12 protein-coding genes are annotated in these 16,964 nt (G+C 48.2%); 6 read left to right on the top strand and 6 right to left on the bottom strand.

What is annotated here, in order from left to right:
- Positions 1-378: 378 nt before the first annotated feature.
- From IQ217_RS09180 to IQ217_RS09185, 3 genes are all read left to right on the top strand, one after another.
- Entirely contained in the window at positions 379-621 is a 243-nt protein-coding gene (locus tag IQ217_RS09180) for a HepT-like ribonuclease domain-containing protein (RefSeq protein ID WP_338116551.1), read from the top strand.
- 52 nt (positions 622-673) lie between these two features.
- Positions 674-859, top strand: coding sequence for a DUF6887 family protein (locus tag IQ217_RS18920; RefSeq protein ID WP_194074498.1), 186 nt, complete (start codon positions 674-676; stop codon positions 857-859).
- An 862-nt stretch (positions 860-1,721) separates the two neighbouring features.
- Entirely contained in the window at positions 1,722-3,242 is a 1,521-nt protein-coding gene (locus IQ217_RS09185; protein WP_194019710.1) for a bifunctional metallophosphatase/5'-nucleotidase, read from the top strand.
- Positions 3,243-3,312: 70 nt separating this feature from the next.
- On the opposite strand, the gene IQ217_RS09190 is transcribed toward IQ217_RS09185, so the two are convergent.
- The 5 genes from IQ217_RS09190 to IQ217_RS09210 all read right to left on the bottom strand — a co-directional run bounded on the left by IQ217_RS09190 (position 3,313) and on the right by IQ217_RS09210 (position 8,434).
- Positions 3,313-3,828 carry a GNAT family N-acetyltransferase gene (locus IQ217_RS09190; protein ID WP_190599640.1) on the bottom strand — a complete coding sequence of 172 codons (516 nt, stop codon included), beginning with the start codon at positions 3,826-3,828 and terminating at the stop codon, positions 3,313-3,315.
- Positions 3,829-3,951: 123 nt separating this feature from the next.
- Positions 3,952-5,691 (bottom strand): helicase HerA domain-containing protein, encoded by a 1,740-nt coding sequence (locus tag IQ217_RS09195; RefSeq protein ID WP_194019711.1) that lies wholly within the window; start codon positions 5,689-5,691, stop codon positions 3,952-3,954.
- 134 nt (positions 5,692-5,825) lie between these two features.
- Complete coding sequence (locus IQ217_RS09200) at positions 5,826-7,199, bottom strand: MlaD family protein (RefSeq protein WP_194019712.1); 1,374 nt, start codon at positions 7,197-7,199, stop codon at positions 5,826-5,828.
- A gap of 162 nt (positions 7,200-7,361) precedes the next feature.
- On the bottom strand, positions 7,362-8,144 hold the full coding sequence (locus tag IQ217_RS09205; RefSeq protein ID WP_194019713.1) for an ABC transporter ATP-binding protein: 783 nt from the start codon (positions 8,142-8,144) through the stop codon (positions 7,362-7,364).
- A gap of 17 nt (positions 8,145-8,161) precedes the next feature.
- Entirely contained in the window at positions 8,162-8,434 is a 273-nt protein-coding gene (locus tag IQ217_RS09210; RefSeq protein WP_041425911.1) for a hypothetical protein, read from the bottom strand.
- Between the two features lie 268 nt (positions 8,435-8,702).
- Here IQ217_RS09210 and IQ217_RS09215 point away from each other — a divergent pair, with 268 nt between their 5' ends.
- Positions 8,703-13,562 (top strand): CHAT domain-containing protein, encoded by a 4,860-nt coding sequence (locus tag IQ217_RS09215; RefSeq protein ID WP_338117493.1) that lies wholly within the window; start codon positions 8,703-8,705, stop codon positions 13,560-13,562.
- A gap of 143 nt (positions 13,563-13,705) precedes the next feature.
- A complete protein-coding gene (locus tag IQ217_RS09220; protein ID WP_190599644.1) occupies positions 13,706-14,659 on the top strand; it encodes an NAD(P)H-dependent glycerol-3-phosphate dehydrogenase in 954 nt (317 codons plus the stop codon).
- A 145-nt stretch (positions 14,660-14,804) separates the two neighbouring features.
- On the opposite strand, the gene IQ217_RS09225 is transcribed toward IQ217_RS09220, so the two are convergent.
- Positions 14,805-15,329, bottom strand: coding sequence for a GNAT family N-acetyltransferase (locus IQ217_RS09225; RefSeq protein WP_190599645.1), 525 nt, complete (start codon positions 15,327-15,329; stop codon positions 14,805-14,807).
- A gap of 210 nt (positions 15,330-15,539) precedes the next feature.
- On the opposite strand from IQ217_RS09225, the gene glnA reads away from it, so the two are divergent.
- Positions 15,540-16,961, top strand: a complete 1,422-nt coding sequence (glnA, locus tag IQ217_RS09230) for a type I glutamate--ammonia ligase (protein ID WP_194019714.1) — start codon at positions 15,540-15,542, stop codon at positions 16,959-16,961.
- Positions 16,962-16,964 lie beyond the last annotated feature (3 nt).

The following is a 16,964-nucleotide window of genomic DNA, read 5'->3' on the forward strand; positions in this document are numbered from 1 at the left end:
TTCTCCCATCAAGACCCTGAACCGGCTATGGCTTCCCTTCGTCAGCACCACCGCCGCCTTTATGCCCTTGAGTTTACTCTCCAGGTCTATTCCTACGAGTCCTCTTAAACTTTTGTCAGTCAATCAGTTCTGCCCCATACAACTTTTGTCTTGTACTTAGGATTAAAATAGAAGATGAATTTAAAATATTACTAAAACGAAAAATTGATCTAGTCTCCAAAAAAGCGATTAAAAATAGCAAAAACTGGATTCGCCGTCAAAATATTCTTGATAATGCGGAGATTATTTATGTCCAGTGACCAAGAAGTCATTTTAGATCTTTATCATGCTCTCAATAAAATTCTGGCTTTTACTCAAAATATGGATAAATAGAAATTTATTGATGATGAAAAAACACAATCTTCAGTTTTATCCCAAATAGTGATTATGGGAGAAGCAGTGAATCGACTCTCTGAACAATTTAAAAATCAACATCCCCAAATTCCATTTAATGAAATCCGTGGAATGAGGAACAGAATTGTCCATGAATACAAAGAAGTTGATTGTGATATTATTTGGGAAGCCATCAAAAAAGATATTCCTGCGTTGATTAACTTTATTTCATCAGCCATTGATCATTGATTGATAGGATATAGCCTCCCCCTTACCAATCAAAAACTAATTTGCTTTTGGCATGAACCCAAAATTTGCCGAAATGAATTTCAAATCTCTCCGAACTTACGTCATTGAACATCAAGATGATGATGAAGTTTTTTATGCGTTTGTAGATCGTCTTAAGGCTAATCTTTCGTCTCGGGTTTATCCTCCTCCTAATACTCCTGAAAATGTTGCCATTATGGAGCAAGCAATACTAGTCTAAAGCAAAGTTAATTTACCGGCGATCGCCAAGCCTCTTTCAAACAAATCAAATCTTAAATGAATTTCATCATAAGTACAATGCTAAAACCAACATTCCGCAGGCTCTACCAATAGTTACTAAATTTTCGGGAAAACACTAAATATAGCGTAGTTTTTTCGTATTGACTGACTGGGGGGGCAAGAGGCAAACCCCGAAATAGGCTTGCCGTCGTACTCGATTTCAGACGAAGGTGTACTACGTGCGGAATGTAGGCTAAAAACATCAGAATTCCAAAAAGCCATAAAATCCGTTGAAAACTTGCCCCTTGACGATCAAGAAATTCTCCTTGATATTATCAAAAAAAGATTACATGCAAAAAGAAGAGAATAATTAACCCAAGATATCAAGGAAATCCGCCAAGAAGTTACAAACGGTGATGCTCAGTGTGATTCTGTCGCCCAATTTTTGAAAGCCCTTGATCAAGAATGAAAGAAGATATCAAAATAGCTTGGACATCGAAATCTTTACGCTCATTCAAACGTCTAATTCGTAAAAATCCAGATTTGAGGCCAATGATTGAGAAAGTCTTAAATCAAAAAATCTCAAGTTGACAATTACTTTTGACTTACTGCTACCATCCAACTGAGACACCCTATAGATGAATTATCGGCGATCGCCGTCCTATTTCAAAGAAACTTTCTTACATCTAATGTTGGTAAATATAGCCGGGTTGAGTGGAGAAGATCTATGTACTTTGTCCTCATTTAATGCTTTTTTCATTGGTCTTTCAAGTCCTGTCAGTGAAAAATTGGGGCGGCATTGAAGACTTTTTGCTTCACAATGGAGGGGTTAGGGCTATGTTGATAAAATTCTTTTCACGATCATGGTTAAAAATCAAAGGGTTTGGCTAACTCGGGGACTGGGGGGCTTACTAATCTGGGGGGCCATGGCCACGGTCTGCCGAGCAGAAACCATTCCCTTTACCCTGCTCCAGCTCAACGATGTGTATGAAATTGCCCCCATAGATAACGGCCGTTGGGGCGGCTTGGCTCGGGTGGCTAATTTACGCCGGCAGTTAGAACAAGCTAATACCCACACCTACACCGTGTTGGCAGGAGATTTTCTCAGTCCTTCCGCTTTGGGCACAGCCCTCTACAACGGCGATCGCCTAGCGGGGAGGCAAATGGTGGCGGTGTTGAATGCCATGGGGTTGGACTATGCTGCTGTGGGCAACCATGAATTTGACGTTAGTGCCCAGCAATTTAGGCAACGGATTGCAGAGTCGGATTTCCAGTGGTTATCAGCCAATATTGCCGATGGTGCGGGCAATCAGTTTACGGGCATCAAACCCTACGAAATCTTGACCATCCCCGGAGCGGAAGGGGGAGAAGTGAAGGTGGGCATTTTAGCCCTGACCATTGACAGCAATGCGGCTGACTATGTCACCTATAGTGATCCCATTTCCACGGCCCGCCGCTACATACAAAGTCTGGAGGGAGAAGTGGACGTTTGGGTGGCCCTGACCCATCTTTCCCTAGCCCAGGATTTGGCCTTGGCCCAGGCCATTCCCGAATTAGATCTGATTTTGGGAGGCCATGAACACGAAAATATCCAGCGCAACCATTTAATTATTAAGCCCGACAGTTCGGCAAGTTGTCCCCAGGCCCAAACGCCGATTTTTAAGGCCGATGCCAATGCCCGCACTGTTTATATTCACCAACTGACCTACGACACGGACCGGCAATGTTTGGAAATTGATTCCCAACTCCAACCCATCACTGCGGCGATCGCCGAGGACCCTGCCACAGCCCAAGTTGTTGACCAATGGCAAGAAATTGGCTTTACGGCTTTTCGTCAAGCAGGATTTGAGCCCATGGCGGTGGTAGTTAAAGCCCCCATGGCCCTCGATGCCCTCGATGCCCATGTGCGTAGCAGATCCACCAATCTCACACGACTAATTACCCGGGCGATGCAGTACGAATATCCGGCAGCGGCCATGGTGATGTTCAACGGTGGCATGGTGCGCCTTGATGACTTACTTAGTGCTGGTTCCATCACCCAATACGATATTATTCGCATCTTACCCTTTGGCGGCCGGGTGGTAACGGTGGATATAAGGGGGGATTTGTTACAAAAAGTTTTGACCCAGGGGGAAAAAAATCGGGGCACTGGTGGCTATCTCCAGCTAGCGGGCTTGGCTCCCGCTGACATTGAGCCAGACAAGGTCTATCGGCTGGCATTGATGGAATATTTGTTAACCGGACAGGAAGTGGGCTTGGATTACCTGACAGAAAATACCCCTGGATTAAAAGTGATTGGCTACGGTCGGGATATTCGTTCCATCTTGGTGGATTATCTACAAAATAATGCCCACCAAGCCTTTACTGATTTGGGAGAACCCTAGGTGGGGGGTCGTGGTCGTGAAGTCATTCCCATTCCAGTTAATCAATACAATAAAACCATCATCCAAGGAACTAGTCTGGGTACCAAAACATGCCCTTAATGCCTTCGGGATCCAGCACAAAGCCCAAACGTCGATAAAAATCCACCACCTGGGGATCGGCGAACAGGGTGATATTACTAATGTCGTAATGGCGTAATTTGCGGATGATATATTGCATTAGGGCCTTACCCAAACCCTTGCTCTGAAGACTGGGGTGAATGACCACGTCCCATACGGTGGCATTGAAAGCATGGTCAGAAGTGGCCCGGGCAAACCCCACCAGTCGCCGTCGATTGCCCCGCACTTCCCACATGGTAACCACCAAAAAACTGCACTCTACGGCCTTTTTAACTTTGCGAATCGGACGTCGGGCCCAGCCCACCGCATCACATAACTCCTCCAACTCGTAGAGGTCAATGTCCCGGTCAGTGGTGAAAAATATCCGGCCTTTATCACTGTCATCGGTGGGAAATTCTTCTGCCCCCGTTGGGCCCAGGGATGGTGAACTAGTTGAATCGGGATTGAAAAAGCGTTTCCAAAAAACCATGCCGTTGGGCGTTCAAGAACAAGCTGGGGTGGACAAAGGAAAAAGCAGTGGGGGGGATGGAAATGATGATAATTACTTTCAAACCTTAAGTATAAGCTTTGATCGCATCCCCCTGGTGAATCTCTAAAAGCCTATATCCTCCCTGGCGATCGCCGCTTCAGCCAATACTTCAGCATCGGTCATGCTCGGCCAATCTTGGCAACCAATTTCACTGTAAAACTGCTGGTCATAGGGACGGGTACGCACCACCACCGGCATGGGCACCGCATGGCCCAACACCAACGCCTGTTGTTTGGAATCTAGCTTGGCCAAGACGGAACGCAAATTTTGTCCCCCTGCCACCCCGGTAAAAATTGCTTCAATGTCCTTTTCGTCGTTGAGCAAGCAGGTAATGCGGGTACCAATTTGGGACATAACTTCGTTGTCAATGCCCGATGGCCGTTGATCCACCACCAACAGAGTGACAAAGTATTTCCGCATTTCCCTGGCAATGGTACCAAAAATGGTCTGATGGACGATGGCGGAGTCTAAAAAGCGGTGGGCTTCTTCAATGGTGATCACCAATTGCCTCGGGCGATCGCCAACGTGTTTAGTTTGGAGAAATTTTTCGGCTTTTTTAACGTAAATGCCATGGATACGTCTGGTGATCATATTGGTTGCTAACATATAAGAAAGCAAATTGGATTGAGAACCAAATTCAATCACCACATGTTTCCCTGCTTCCAAACATTGCAAAAGTTGGTCAATGTAGTTGTGGGCGCTAACCTGTTTGAGATACTTTAAATTTTCTAGTCGTTTCAACTTCCGTTGCAAAGACATAATGGAGCCGGGATGGCCCTGTTTTTCTTCACAAAAAACCTTAATTTCTTCATTGGTCATCACCAGTAAACGGGAAATCCAACCAGAGCCAAATTCAGAAAATAAAATATTGGCATTGTCCAACGCCGCCTCCGACAAACCCAACTCAAAGCCTACTAAACGAATATCTTCAATTTCAATTTGGTCAAAACTTAAATAGAGTTCCTGGGCTCCCCTCACCCCCCGCCGTTTGGTGGATTCTGCATCGAGGGTAAAAATTTCCACTTCCCCCGGAAAAAGTTGCCGTAACCCCTTCACAGTGGAAACGGTTTTGCCTTCCCTCATCGCTTCCCAGCCATACTCCGAGTGCATGTCAAACATCAAATTGACTGCCGCTTGCTTGTGGATAATGCCAGAAATAAGTAAGCGGGTTAAAAAGGACTTTCCGGTGCCTGATTTACCAAAAACCCCATTACTTCGTTCCACAAAACGGTCTAAATCTAAGCAGACTGGCACCGCCATGTCCAACGGTTCTCCAATGGCAAAATTGCGCCGAAATGGATCATCTTCCCAACCAAACACTAAACGAAAATCCCTTTCACTGGCTTCAAATACCTGGCTAAAGTGGGCAGGAATAGTTTTTACCGGCAACAATTCCACCTCGGCATTACTATTAGCTTGGTAGGAGGCGAGACCATTGCCATTACTCTGGCGATCGCCATGGCCGTTACTTTGTTCAGTTAAACTTTCGCCATAACCTGGTTCCGTGGCCGACTCCGTTAACATCAACATGGGCGCCAATTCTAACGTGCCGTAGGTACCACTGCCGGCCAAGACATCAATTAAAAAATCATCATTAATATGGGGGGGATTGGCCAAAATTCGGGGGTTGGCAGTGCCCAAGGAAACATCGGTAAGCAAACAAAAAAAGCGCGATCGCCTACCCTGAATAACTAAAAATTTGCCCACCCGCATTTCTTCCACAGAAACATCCGCATGAAGACGTACTTCCAAGCCCTTACTAAGGGAACCTTGGGTAACGGAGCCGAGGGCGTGGTCTGGCATAAATTCTGGGGCGGGTCAAAAATGGGGTGCAATTGTTGCCATCGGTTAATACTCAAACCTCAGCGTTGGTACTATTTTGCCACACTGACAACGGAGCGTGGAGAGGAAAAAATGACTAATTTGCCCTGTAAACCTCATTGTTTTCCCTGATTTTCTTGGGGTTGGGAAGGCTTAATCTTAGTTGGTTGAGCAAGGGGGCTTGGTGAAGTGGAAACAGAGGTGGGGTTAAGGGCCCCCCATTGTTGATAGTAGGAAGCCAATTGCTGTTGATGATCAAGCTGAAAGCGTAATTGTTGACCACTGCGCTCCAGGGTGTGGGCGGTGTAAACCTGGTCTTGGAAATTTTCCGTGGAGGACACCAATTGCCCCAGGCCATCCACCAATTTTCTCAGGTTGTTACGAAAGGCTGGATCGCCAGTTAATTGCTCCACATCGCTGGTGATTTTTTGGGCATTTTCAAAGGTAAGTCGGGCCGCATCCAGGGTTTGCTGGAGGGTCAGCATCAGGGTGGGGTCATTGAGGTCGGCGGAAATTTGCCGGATATTATTGCTGGTGACAGCCGCATTTTCCATCAGCAGGGCCAAATCGTTGGTTACTTTTTGGGCATCGATCGCCGCTAGGCCATGGTTGACGGTGGCGACGGCGGTTTGGATTTCTCGACCGATGGCCTGGAGGTCCCGGTTGGTGGTTTCAATGCTTTTCAGGGTGAGATTGACCTGGGCCCGGTTTTCCCCCACCAGTTGATTGAGGTTAACCATTAACAGGGAAGCTTCTTCGATAGTGCGGTTGATGTGGTCTTGGTTGGTCAGGACCACTTGATTAACTCGACTGGTTAACAGGGAAGCGTTATCGGCGGCCTTGGCGATCGCCTCGGAAGTAAGGCCAAAACCCCGCACCTGTTGATTAGCGGTTTTGCTAAGGGCAGTAATTTCAGCGCTCATGGTGGCAATGCGAGCCGCGGCCAGGTTGGCACTTTTCACGGTGGCGTTAATGTCGGCCACAAATTGCGGCTCACTATAGGCCTGGGCTAAACGAGCCATGCTGTTGGTCAACTGGGTCCCCGCTTGCCCCTTCAACTCGTCGCCATTGCAAAGAATTTTGCCACTTTCGGGACAGTCGGCGCTAAGGGGGTCTAAGGCCAGGGCCGCATCAGACAATTGGCGATCGGGAATCATATCAATGGCCGCTTCCCCCAATAAACCGTAGCGACTGATTTCCACCTGCACATCGGCGGGGATACGCAATTGGGTGGAACTAATCTCCAACTGGGCCAAAATTCCGTTACTGCCGGGGATTAATTTGGCCACCCGACCCACGGGCACTCCCCGATAACGCACTGCCCCCCCCACCTGGAGCCCACTGGCATCGCCAAATTGTACCAACACTTCATAGCCTGGATTGCCAAAACCGCCCCCCCGTAACCATAGGACAATACCACCAATAATAAATAGTCCCAACAGGGCAAACAGACCAACGGATCCTTCTTTGATGGTGCGGGGTCTGAGCATACGCAAGGTCTCAATAGGGCCGAAAAATAAAGCGATTTGCCTAGGGGGGGAGGAGTTCCTTGCCGGGAGGAACGTTCAAAAAGTTAGACCAGCCCACCATCGCCTCTTTTTCTAGGAAACGGTCAGGGGCCAACGGGTTCCCCCATCTTACCGCCGTATTGGTTAATCCAAAATGCGAATGGGACCATCCACTTTGGCTTCAAAGAATTGCCGCACCAAGGGGTTATCGGTCTGGTCGATGGCACTGACTGGCCCCTGCCATTGGATTTTGCCATCGTAGAGCAACACCACCCGATCCGCTGTCCGGCGAATGGTGCTTTCCTGATGGCTAACCATAATATAGGTTCCACAACCTTCCGGGGATTTTTGTAACCTCCGCACCAAATCTTCAATGACAGTGGAGGCGATCGGGTCTAAACCGGCGGTGGGTTCATCGTACAAAATCACCTCTGGATTGTCCTCCGGTTGATGGGGATTGGACATAATCGCCCGGGCAAAGCTAACCCGTTTACGCATCCCCCCCGATAGTTGGGCTGGATAGTAATCTTCAATGCCCGTTAACCCCACCAGGGCCAGTTTGTGGGCCACCTGCTCCCGGATGACTTCCCTGGATAGGGAGGAATGCTCCAGCAAGAAAAAGCCGACATTTTCCGCCACTGTCAGGGAATCAAACAGGGCTGACTGTTGAAACACCAGGGCGATGCGGATGCGCTCATTGTCGTCCTCCACCAAGCCCCGACGGGGTTCCGCTTTGATTAGCACCTGCCCACTGTCCGGTGGCAATAGTCCGGCGATGATCCGCAAAATGGTTGATTTCCCGGTGCCCGACGGGCCAATCACCACCAATGCTTCCCCCGGATAGAGGTCTAAATCCACATTGTCCAAAATTTGGCGATCGCCAAAGGATTTACTAATGCCCCGGAGTTGAATAAGGGGTTCCGTCATTTTGGATAATCCCGCCCCTAATCCACCCGCTCCAACTGCCAGAGAATTTGGTTCCCTTCCCTTCTCACTCTGGAAACAACCCAGTTGCGCCATGACCAATGATCCCCCCGGCTGGTGACGGCACTGGGGTTAATATCCATCAAATCTGCCAACTCTGAACTGGTGATTAAATACCCCTGCTTAGCAATTTCTTCGGCAGCCCGGAGGGTTTCTACTAAATTACGCACCTGGAGAATGCGTTCTTCCCTCGATAACAGATACTCTTCCACATTGTTGACAATATTTTCCATAGCAATGCCTGTAAATAACACTCCAAGAGCGATCTAGAACCATATTCAGGGGAATTTTCCCTTCCACATCTTAACTAGTTTCCCGAAAACAGATGCTCAAATAAAACACTTTTTGCTTTTCTTGGCTGAACCCAGCGAAAATCAGGGGTTTCATTAGAAGGGGGACAAACAAAAATAATTTACTTTTATTCATAGTTTCCCATGGTCAACTCCACCTAAGGGATGGCTATAATGGACAGGCCAAAAAGTCCCTACCCTGGGCTTTGTCGTGGAAATATCGTTCATTTCGCCCCTAATTGCTGTGTTGCACCATAATTTCCGCCTCTTTTGCCTAACTTTACTAGCCTGTTTGTCTGGTTTTGCCCCCCATGCCCTAGCCCAAAATGTCACTGCGGCGAACGATGGCACTGGCACCACCGTTGATACCCAGGGTAATCAATTCAATATTGGCGGCGGTAGTTTGTCAGGAGATGGGCAAAATTTATTCCACAGTTTGCAACAATTTGGTTTGGATCAAAATCAGATTGCCAATTTTTTATCCAACCCCGATATTCGCAATATTCTCACCAGGATAGTGGGGGGCGACGTTTCGATTATTAATGGTCTCATTCAGGTAAGCGGGGGCAATGCCAATCTATTTTTGATGAATCCGGCCGGCATGATTTTTGGGCCCAATGCCAGCATCAATGTGCCCGGAGACTTTGTGGTTACCACCGGTTCGGCGATCGGTTTTGGCAATGACCAATGGTTCCAGGCGATCGCCGACAATAACTATGGGGCGCTGGTGGGTAGTCCGACCCAATTTGCCTTTGATTTAGCGAACCCCGGTTTAATTATTAATGCGGGGGATTTGTCGGTAACGGAGGGCAAAAATCTCGCCTTTTTGGCGGGCAATGTGGTTAACACTGGTTCTTTGACAGCCCCTGGGGGCAATATTACTGTCGCCGCAGTACCAGGACAAAATCGTATTCGCATTTCCCAGCCTGGTAGTTTGTTGAGCTTGGAAGTGGAAGTTTCTCCCCAGATGAATCAGGGGGGATCTTTTTCCGTGTTGGATCTGCCCACCCTATTAACCCAGGGAGCAGGCAATCTCGATTTGGGTTTAGCAGTACAAGCTGATGGTACCGTGACCCAAAATTCCACGGACACGATGGTTTCCCCCCTACCCGGTTCCGTCACTGTGTCGGGCACCATTGATGCTAGTAATACAAATTCTGTTCTCACCCCTGGTGGGCAAGTGGCGATCGTTGGTAATCAAATAGCACTACAAGGAGCGGCGATCGATGTTTCTGGTAATGGTGGTGGCGGCACGGTGCGCATTGGTGGAGACTTCCAAGGACAACCTTCCCTCCCTACCGCAATCCAAACAGTGGTGGATAAAAATTCGGTAATTAAAGCCGATGGTCTACTCACAGGGGATGGGGGCACCGTAATTGTCTGGGCCGATGACTCTACCCGTTTTGGCGGTGCCATTTCAGCCCAGGGGGGAACCATGGGAGGAGACGGTGGCTTGGTGGAAACCTCCGGTGCCAAAAATTTAAGGGTGGATGACACTGCTAGGGTGAACACCTTATCCACCATGGGGGAAACCGGCACTTGGTTGTTGGATCCGGAGGAATTGATTGTTGGTCTTGTCAATAACCCCGGTGCTGAACCAAGCTTAATTTCTGCTTCAACCGTTCAAGGCAATCTAGTCTCAAGCAATGTTGTTCTCCAGGCAGATAAATCCATAGCTGTTATTCAGCGAATATTTCCCACAGGTTCGTCAAATAATCTTACTTTTGATTCACCCTTAATAACCTTAGATGAACGGGTCTCTATCGGAGACGGTTCAATCACTTTTACTAATACTGGCCCTATTAATACTGGCAATACACTAGTTACCTCATCTATCAACGATTTAAATTTTGAGGACAATGTTGAGCTGAATGCCAACACAACGTTTAGCGCACCAGGCTACGAAGTTGTTTTCTTTGACCCTGTAAATGGCAACTTTGACTTATTAGTCGAAGCAGATGGCATCATTTTTTTTGACGGAGCCGGCACCACTACTCCCCTGAAAAGTATTGGTGTTACCATCACCGCTACCACAGGTTTCAATTCTGGTAAAGCCATCTTTGTACAGGATGATATCCTTACCCAGGGAGATCAAGTTTTCGACGGGCAATTCTTTGCATCTGGATTGAACATGGAGTTTAATCCGATGATTAATTTGACGAGTAGTGCAGGCTCAGTGATTTTCACCGGGGATATTACTCTGACAGATGTAGCATTTAAAGTACAGGCCGCCCAAAATATAATTAGTCCCTCCACTTCTGACCTCCGGTTTTCTAGCCTTACAACAGTATCTGAAGTACTGCTTGATGCCGGGCAAAATGTTTCTTTCGGGAATATCAATACCAGTGGTGGAAATTTAGATATACAAGCTTTGGGCAATATTTCTACCGGATCAATAGTTACATCTTCATTTGCCGTACCTGGAGGAGAAATATTTCTCAATGCTGGTGGAAATCTTACGACTGGTTACCTAGAAACAGTAGGAACTGATGGAGGGAACGTCACTCTATTGTCAGGCGGCGATACCAATACCAGTTACATCGATGCTCGGGGAATTGGAGATGATGCGGGAGTAGGAAGCCTAAGCCTGGGGGGAATCATAGGGAGCCTAAACCTGGGGGGAGAAGTTGTAATCAAAAGTAAAGGAGATATTACCACTGCTTTTATTGATACTGGAGCTTATTCAGAGGAAATTCCAAATGAAGGTACAGGGGGAAATGTTTTTCTCACAGCGGACGGTAATATCACAACAAATTATATATTTACCGCTGGTAAAAATGGGGGTGATATTTTCTTTCAAGCCGGTGAAAATGTAGATATTATCGATTATTTAGATACCTTTGGAAGTGAAACTAGTGGAGATGTATATGTTGAGACACCGCTGGATATTTCAATTGGTTCCTACATATTCACTGGAGGGAATGGGGTACCCGGGAATGTGTTCCTGCAGGCGGGGGGAGATATTTCCACTAGCTACATAGATACTTCAGCGGCCAATGGTGGTGATATTTTTATTCAGTCAGGGGGAGACATTGAAGTTAGTTATTTATTCACCCAAGGGAATGAGGGAACAGGAGGGGACATCTATATTGAGGCTGCTCGTTATTTTCGGGCGATCGATGGCTTCTTTATTGGCCCAGAAGGGCCTTTTAGTATCTACACCGCTGGCGCCACAGCTGATGGAGGTGGAGATGTCTACATTCAATTTGGCGGAACTGAACCTTTCATCGTCGGTAATCCCATTACCAATGGAACCCTGGGGGCAATTAGTTCGGGAGACGACAATACTGTGCAAATTGGCACACCGCCAATTTTTGATACCTTTACTCTGGGCAATATAACTATAACTACTGATTCTGAGCCGGAACCTGAACCCGAGCCGGAACCTGAACCCGAACCCGAGCCGGAACCCGAACCCGAGCCGGAACCTGAACCCGAGCCGGAACCTGAACCCGAGCCGGAACCCGAACCCGAACCCGAGCCGGAACCCGAACCCGAGCCGCCAACTCCTCCCATCCCCGTCGAGCCTCCAACTTCTCCAGATGTTGAAGAAATCGATGATGAGAGGCAGATATCGTTTGACATTGAGAGGTCTACCGTTACTAATACCCCCAGTCTGGAAATCCAGACTCAAGACATAGCTCCGGGTATTAATCTTTTCAATACCAACGTTGGCGTTAACTTCCCTACCAATCAGGTTGTTTTGCAACAACAATTAAATCAAAATGTAGAGGAAGGAATTTCTGCACAGTTCACTACTCACCTTAATTTGAATATTGATATTGAGCTGGTCAGCCCCGTTGATGTTTTACAGGAGTTAAATCTCAATACTGGGGTAAACTCTGCCTTGGTTTATATCTATTTTTATCCTCCGGGAACCGCAGGAGAAAATCTTCCCGAATGGCAATTTTCTTCTAATAGTGGGCTGACCATTCCCCCCTTAGCTTCCTATCCCAAAATAAATCATTGGCAAGTAGCCTCCACTGAGCAACTGGTCATTCCCCCCAATAATGATCCGCAACCGGATGATCAGTTAGTAATCGTGCTAGTGACGGCAGATGGTATTGCTAAGCCAATTCCCCTCAATGTCAGCCGCCGGGAAGTGGTTCGTCAGGTGGAAATTTTGAACCGGAACTTAACTGCTCCAGGGCGGGGAGATGACTACCAAGCTCAAGCTTCCCAGTTGTACGACTGGTTTATCAGGCCAATTAAGCCAATTTTGGAGGATAGGAAAATTGAGAATATCAGCTTTATTCTCGACCGGGGATTACGTTCTTTGCCCATGGCGACAATGTATGATCGCCAATTGGAGAGGTATTTGGTTGAGGATTATAGCGTGGGGCTTATGCCTAGCTTGGCTCTGACCAATCGAGAATACACCCCCGTCCAAGGTTCCCAAGTATTGGCTATGGGGGCAGAAACCTTTGCCAGCCAAAATCCATTGCCAGCGGCGGCGGTGGAAGTGGATACCATTACCAATCAATTGTGGCGGGGTAGTGCTTTCCTCAATGACCGGTTCACGGTGGATAATTTTGTCCAGTCCTTGGCGACCAAAGAATATAGCTTAGTACACTTGGCTACCCATGGTGAATTTTTACCCGGCAATCGCAACAATTCCTTTGTGGTTTTCAGTGATCGGTCTTTAGATTTGGACGAATTTGCCAACGTTGGCTTGGATAAACCCATTGATTTGATGGTGTTATCGGCCTGTCGCACTGCGGTGGGAGATTTCGACGCTGAATTGGGCTTTGCTGGCCTAGCCGTGAAAACCGGAGTCAAAACGGCGATCGGTAGTCTGTGGTACGTCAGCGATGAAGGAACTTTTGCCCTGATGACCAGTTTCTACGATCAACTCCAACCAGCCCCCATTAAGGCCAAAGCCCTACAGCAAGCCCAATTAAGTCTGCTCAAGGGAGAAATTCGAGTTGTGGGGGACAATCTGATCCTTGGGGATGGCACAAATATTTCCCTTGTAGATTTACCATCGGATATCCGGCAACGCTTAGCAACGCAGGATTTAACTCATCCCTATTTCTGGAGCGGTTTCACCCTGGTGGGGAGTCCCTGGTAACAAGAACAGAACTTGGTCGGGCCAGTGCTCCCATTTCCTTTGCTTTGCCGTTAACCCATATCGCCATTTGTAATCGCTAAGGCCACTGGGGGTGCCGATCCGTGGCCATAATGGAGGCGAAGACGAATTACAGAAAAACTACCATGTCCTTTGCCAATGCCAATACTCCCCCCCAAGTTGTTGTGTTGGGGGCCGGAGCCTGGGGCTCTAGTCTTGCCTATGTGTTGAACAATAATGACATTCCTACCCAAGTTTGGTCTCGTCGATCGCCGCAGAGCCTAGAATCCATGGTGGCGGGGGCTGATGTAATTGTCTCGGCGGTTTCCATTAAGGGGGTACCATCGGTGGCGGCGAGGTTAGAGGCCATGGACCTCCAGAAGCGGACTATTTTGGTAACGGCCACTAAGGGTTTAGACCCCGAAACCATGGCTACCCCTTCCCAAATTTGGCAAGCCTCCCTACCTTCCCAGCCGATCGCCGTTTTATCGGGGCCTAATTTATCGAAGGAAATTGACCAAGGCTTGCCCGCGGCAACGGTGGTGGCCAGTAGTGACCAAGCCGCGGCGGAAGAAATCCAAACCATTTTTGCAGCGGATAACTTTCGGGTGTACACCAACAACGATCCCCTAGGCACAGAATTGGGCGGCACCTTAAAAAACGTCATGGCGATCGCCGTGGGAGTATGCGAAGGTTTGGGACTGGGAACCAATGCCAAATCCGCCCTCATCACCAGGGCCCTACCGGAAATCACTAGGGTGGGACTGCATTTTGGAGCGCAACCGGACACCTTTTGGGGCCTAGCAGGATTGGGGGATTTATTGGCTACCTGCTCCAGTATGCTCAGCCGTAATTATCGGGTGGGTTATGGTTTATCCAAAGGCCAACCCCTGGAGGAGATTTTAGCCAACCTAGGGGGCACCGCCGAAGGGGTTAACACCACCGACGTACTAATAAAAATTGCCAATCGAGAAAAAATTGCTGTGCCCATCACTAGACAGGTTTACCGTTTGCTCCACGGAAAAATTACTCCGCCCCAGGCAGTGGAAGCATTGATGGAAAGGGAATTGAAAGCAGAATTTGAAGACTTTGATCTTTGACATGATCCTGTTCCCCCATCAACATGATGATTCAGGCCGAGTTAGGGGTCTAAACAAGACGATGATTTTTTCATTGGGAGCAAAATCAGCTCAAAGCTCCCCCATTGCTAAAGTTTAAGCGGCTCCATGGCGACGGGAGCAACGGTTACCCCGATGAACAACTTTTGAGGCGTAGTCCCAAAATCAACAAATCCCGTTCCTGGCCCCCCAACTCCGCCACCTTGGGCAATAGGCCCCACTGCTCAAAACCATGGCGTTGAAACAAACGAATACTGGGCTGATTATGGGCAAAAATGTATCCCAACAAAGTTTTCAGCCCCAACTGGGGGGCCTTGGCGATCGCCGTTTTGAGTAAATACTGCCCCAAACCCCGGTGATGCCAGAGAGGGTCAAGGTAAATACTCAACTCCGCAGTGCGATGGTAGGCAGGACGACCATAAAACCGCTGAAAACCCAACCAGCCCACGATTTGCTTGTGCTCCGTTACCAACACCCAGAGGGGATAGGTGTCTGGCCCATGGTCCGCAAACCACTGACGACGGCTTTCCACCGTAATTGCATCGGTATCGCCGGTGGCTACATTTTGGGGAATGTTGGCATTGTAAATAGCAACAATAGAATCTAAATCCGTAATGATGGCATCCCGTAGGAAAAGGTCAGATGGGATCACAGCAATATTTTAGTACTTGCGGGGTTGATATAGGCACTAGTCTAAATGTTAATGGGAATTGCGATAGTTTCCGTCATTTCTAGGCGATCGCCAGAACGGAGTCGCAAAAATTGGTAGCGAAAAATACATTTTCTAACTACTTGACTCTTTACGATGGATACTCGACGCAGCGCAAAATTGTAATCTATCTGACTGCACTAAGGAGAAAAAATGGCTAAAACCCCCCAGGAAGTCCTCAAGTGGATCCAAGACGAAAAAATTAAGATTATCGACCTTAAGTTTATTGATACGCCGGGAATTTGGCAGCATTGCTCCTTCTATTACGACCAACTTGACGAAAACTCCTTCACCGAAGGTATTCCCTTTGATGGCTCCAGTATCCGGGGGTGGAAAGCCATTAATGAATCCGACATGTGCATGGTGCCAGACCCAAACACCGCCACCATCGATCCCTTCTGCAAAGAACCGACCTTGACCATGATTTGCAGTATCAAGGAGCCCCGCACTGGAGAATGGTATAACCGGGATCCCCGCACCATTGCTGCCAAAGCCGCCGAATATCTCCGTGGCACTGGCATTGCCGACACAGTTTACTTTGGTCCCGAAGCTGAATTTTTCCTCTTCGATGACATTCGCTTTGGCCAAACGGAAAATTCTAGCTACTACTTTGCCGACAGCGTGGAAGGGCGTTGGAACACCGGTCGGGAAGAGGAAGGGGGCAACCTAGGCTACAAACCAGGCTATAAACAGGGTTATTTCCCCGTCGCTCCCACCGACACCGCCCAGGATATCCGCACAGAAATGTTGCTCACCATGGCGGCCTTTGGCGTTCCCATTGAAAAGCATCACCACGAGGTAGCTTCCGGTGGTCAGAACGAATTGGGCATCAAGTTCGACAAGTTGGTCAATTCCGCTGACAACTTGATGATCTATAAGTATGTGATCAAAAACGTGGCTAAGAAGTACGGCAAAACCGTTACCTTTATGCCCAAGCCCATCTTCAACGATAATGGTTCTGGCATGCACGTACACCAGTCCCTCTGGAAAGATGGCCAGCCCCTCTTTGCCGGGGATAAATATGCCGGCTTTAGCCAAATGGGTCTGTGGTATATCGGTGGGATTTTGAAACATGCCCCTGCCCTGTTAGCCTTCACCAACCCCACCACCAACTCCTACAAACGACTGGTGCCCGGTTTTGAAGCCCCCGTTAACTTGGCCTACTCCCAAGGTAACCGTTCCGCTTCTGTGCGGATTCCCCTCTCCGGTGGTAACCCCAAAGCCAAGCGTCTGGAATTCCGTTGCCCCGACGCCACCTCCAACCCCTATCTCGCTTTTGCCGCCATGCTCTGTGCCGGTATTGATGGGATTAAAAATCAGATTGACCCCGGTGAACCCTTGGATGTGGACATCTACGACCTCAGCCCCGAGGAATTAGCCAAGATCCCTTCCACCCCTGGTTCCCTGGAGGCGGCCTTGGAAGCGTTGGAGAAAGACCATGAATTTTTGACTGGTACCGGCGTTTTCTCCGCTGATTTTGTGGAAAGTTGGATTGAGTACAAACTCGACAACGAAGTTAACCCCATGCGTCTACGTCCCCACCCCTACGAGTTCTCCTTGTACTACGACTGCTAAGTC

This window comes from Synechocystis salina LEGE 00031 (assembly GCF_015207985.1).
In the GTDB taxonomy this organism is placed as follows: domain Bacteria; phylum Cyanobacteriota; class Cyanobacteriia; order Cyanobacteriales; family Microcystaceae; genus Synechocystis; species Synechocystis salina.

Coding starts and splice junctions, on each gene's coding strand:
- IQ217_RS09205 (WP_194019713.1), bottom strand. CDS start 8,144: ATGACGGAACCCCTTATTCAACTCCGGGGCATTAGTAAATCCTTTGGC.
- IQ217_RS09195 (WP_194019711.1), bottom strand. CDS start 5,691: ATGCCAGACCACGCCCTCGGCTCCGTTACCCAAGGTTCCCTTAGTAAG.
- IQ217_RS09210 (WP_041425911.1), bottom strand. CDS start 8,434: ATGGAAAATATTGTCAACAATGTGGAAGAGTATCTGTTATCGAGGGAA.
- IQ217_RS09220 (WP_190599644.1), top strand. CDS start 13,706: ATGTCCTTTGCCAATGCCAATACTCCCCCCCAAGTTGTTGTGTTGGGG.
- IQ217_RS18920 (WP_194074498.1), top strand. CDS start 674: ATGAACCCAAAATTTGCCGAAATGAATTTCAAATCTCTCCGAACTTAC.
- IQ217_RS09190 (WP_190599640.1), bottom strand. CDS start 3,828: ATGGTTTTTTGGAAACGCTTTTTCAATCCCGATTCAACTAGTTCACCA.
- glnA (WP_194019714.1), top strand. CDS start 15,540: ATGGCTAAAACCCCCCAGGAAGTCCTCAAGTGGATCCAAGACGAAAAA.
- IQ217_RS09200 (WP_194019712.1), bottom strand. CDS start 7,199: ATGCTCAGACCCCGCACCATCAAAGAAGGATCCGTTGGTCTGTTTGCC.
- IQ217_RS09185 (WP_194019710.1), top strand. CDS start 1,722: ATGGTTAAAAATCAAAGGGTTTGGCTAACTCGGGGACTGGGGGGCTTA.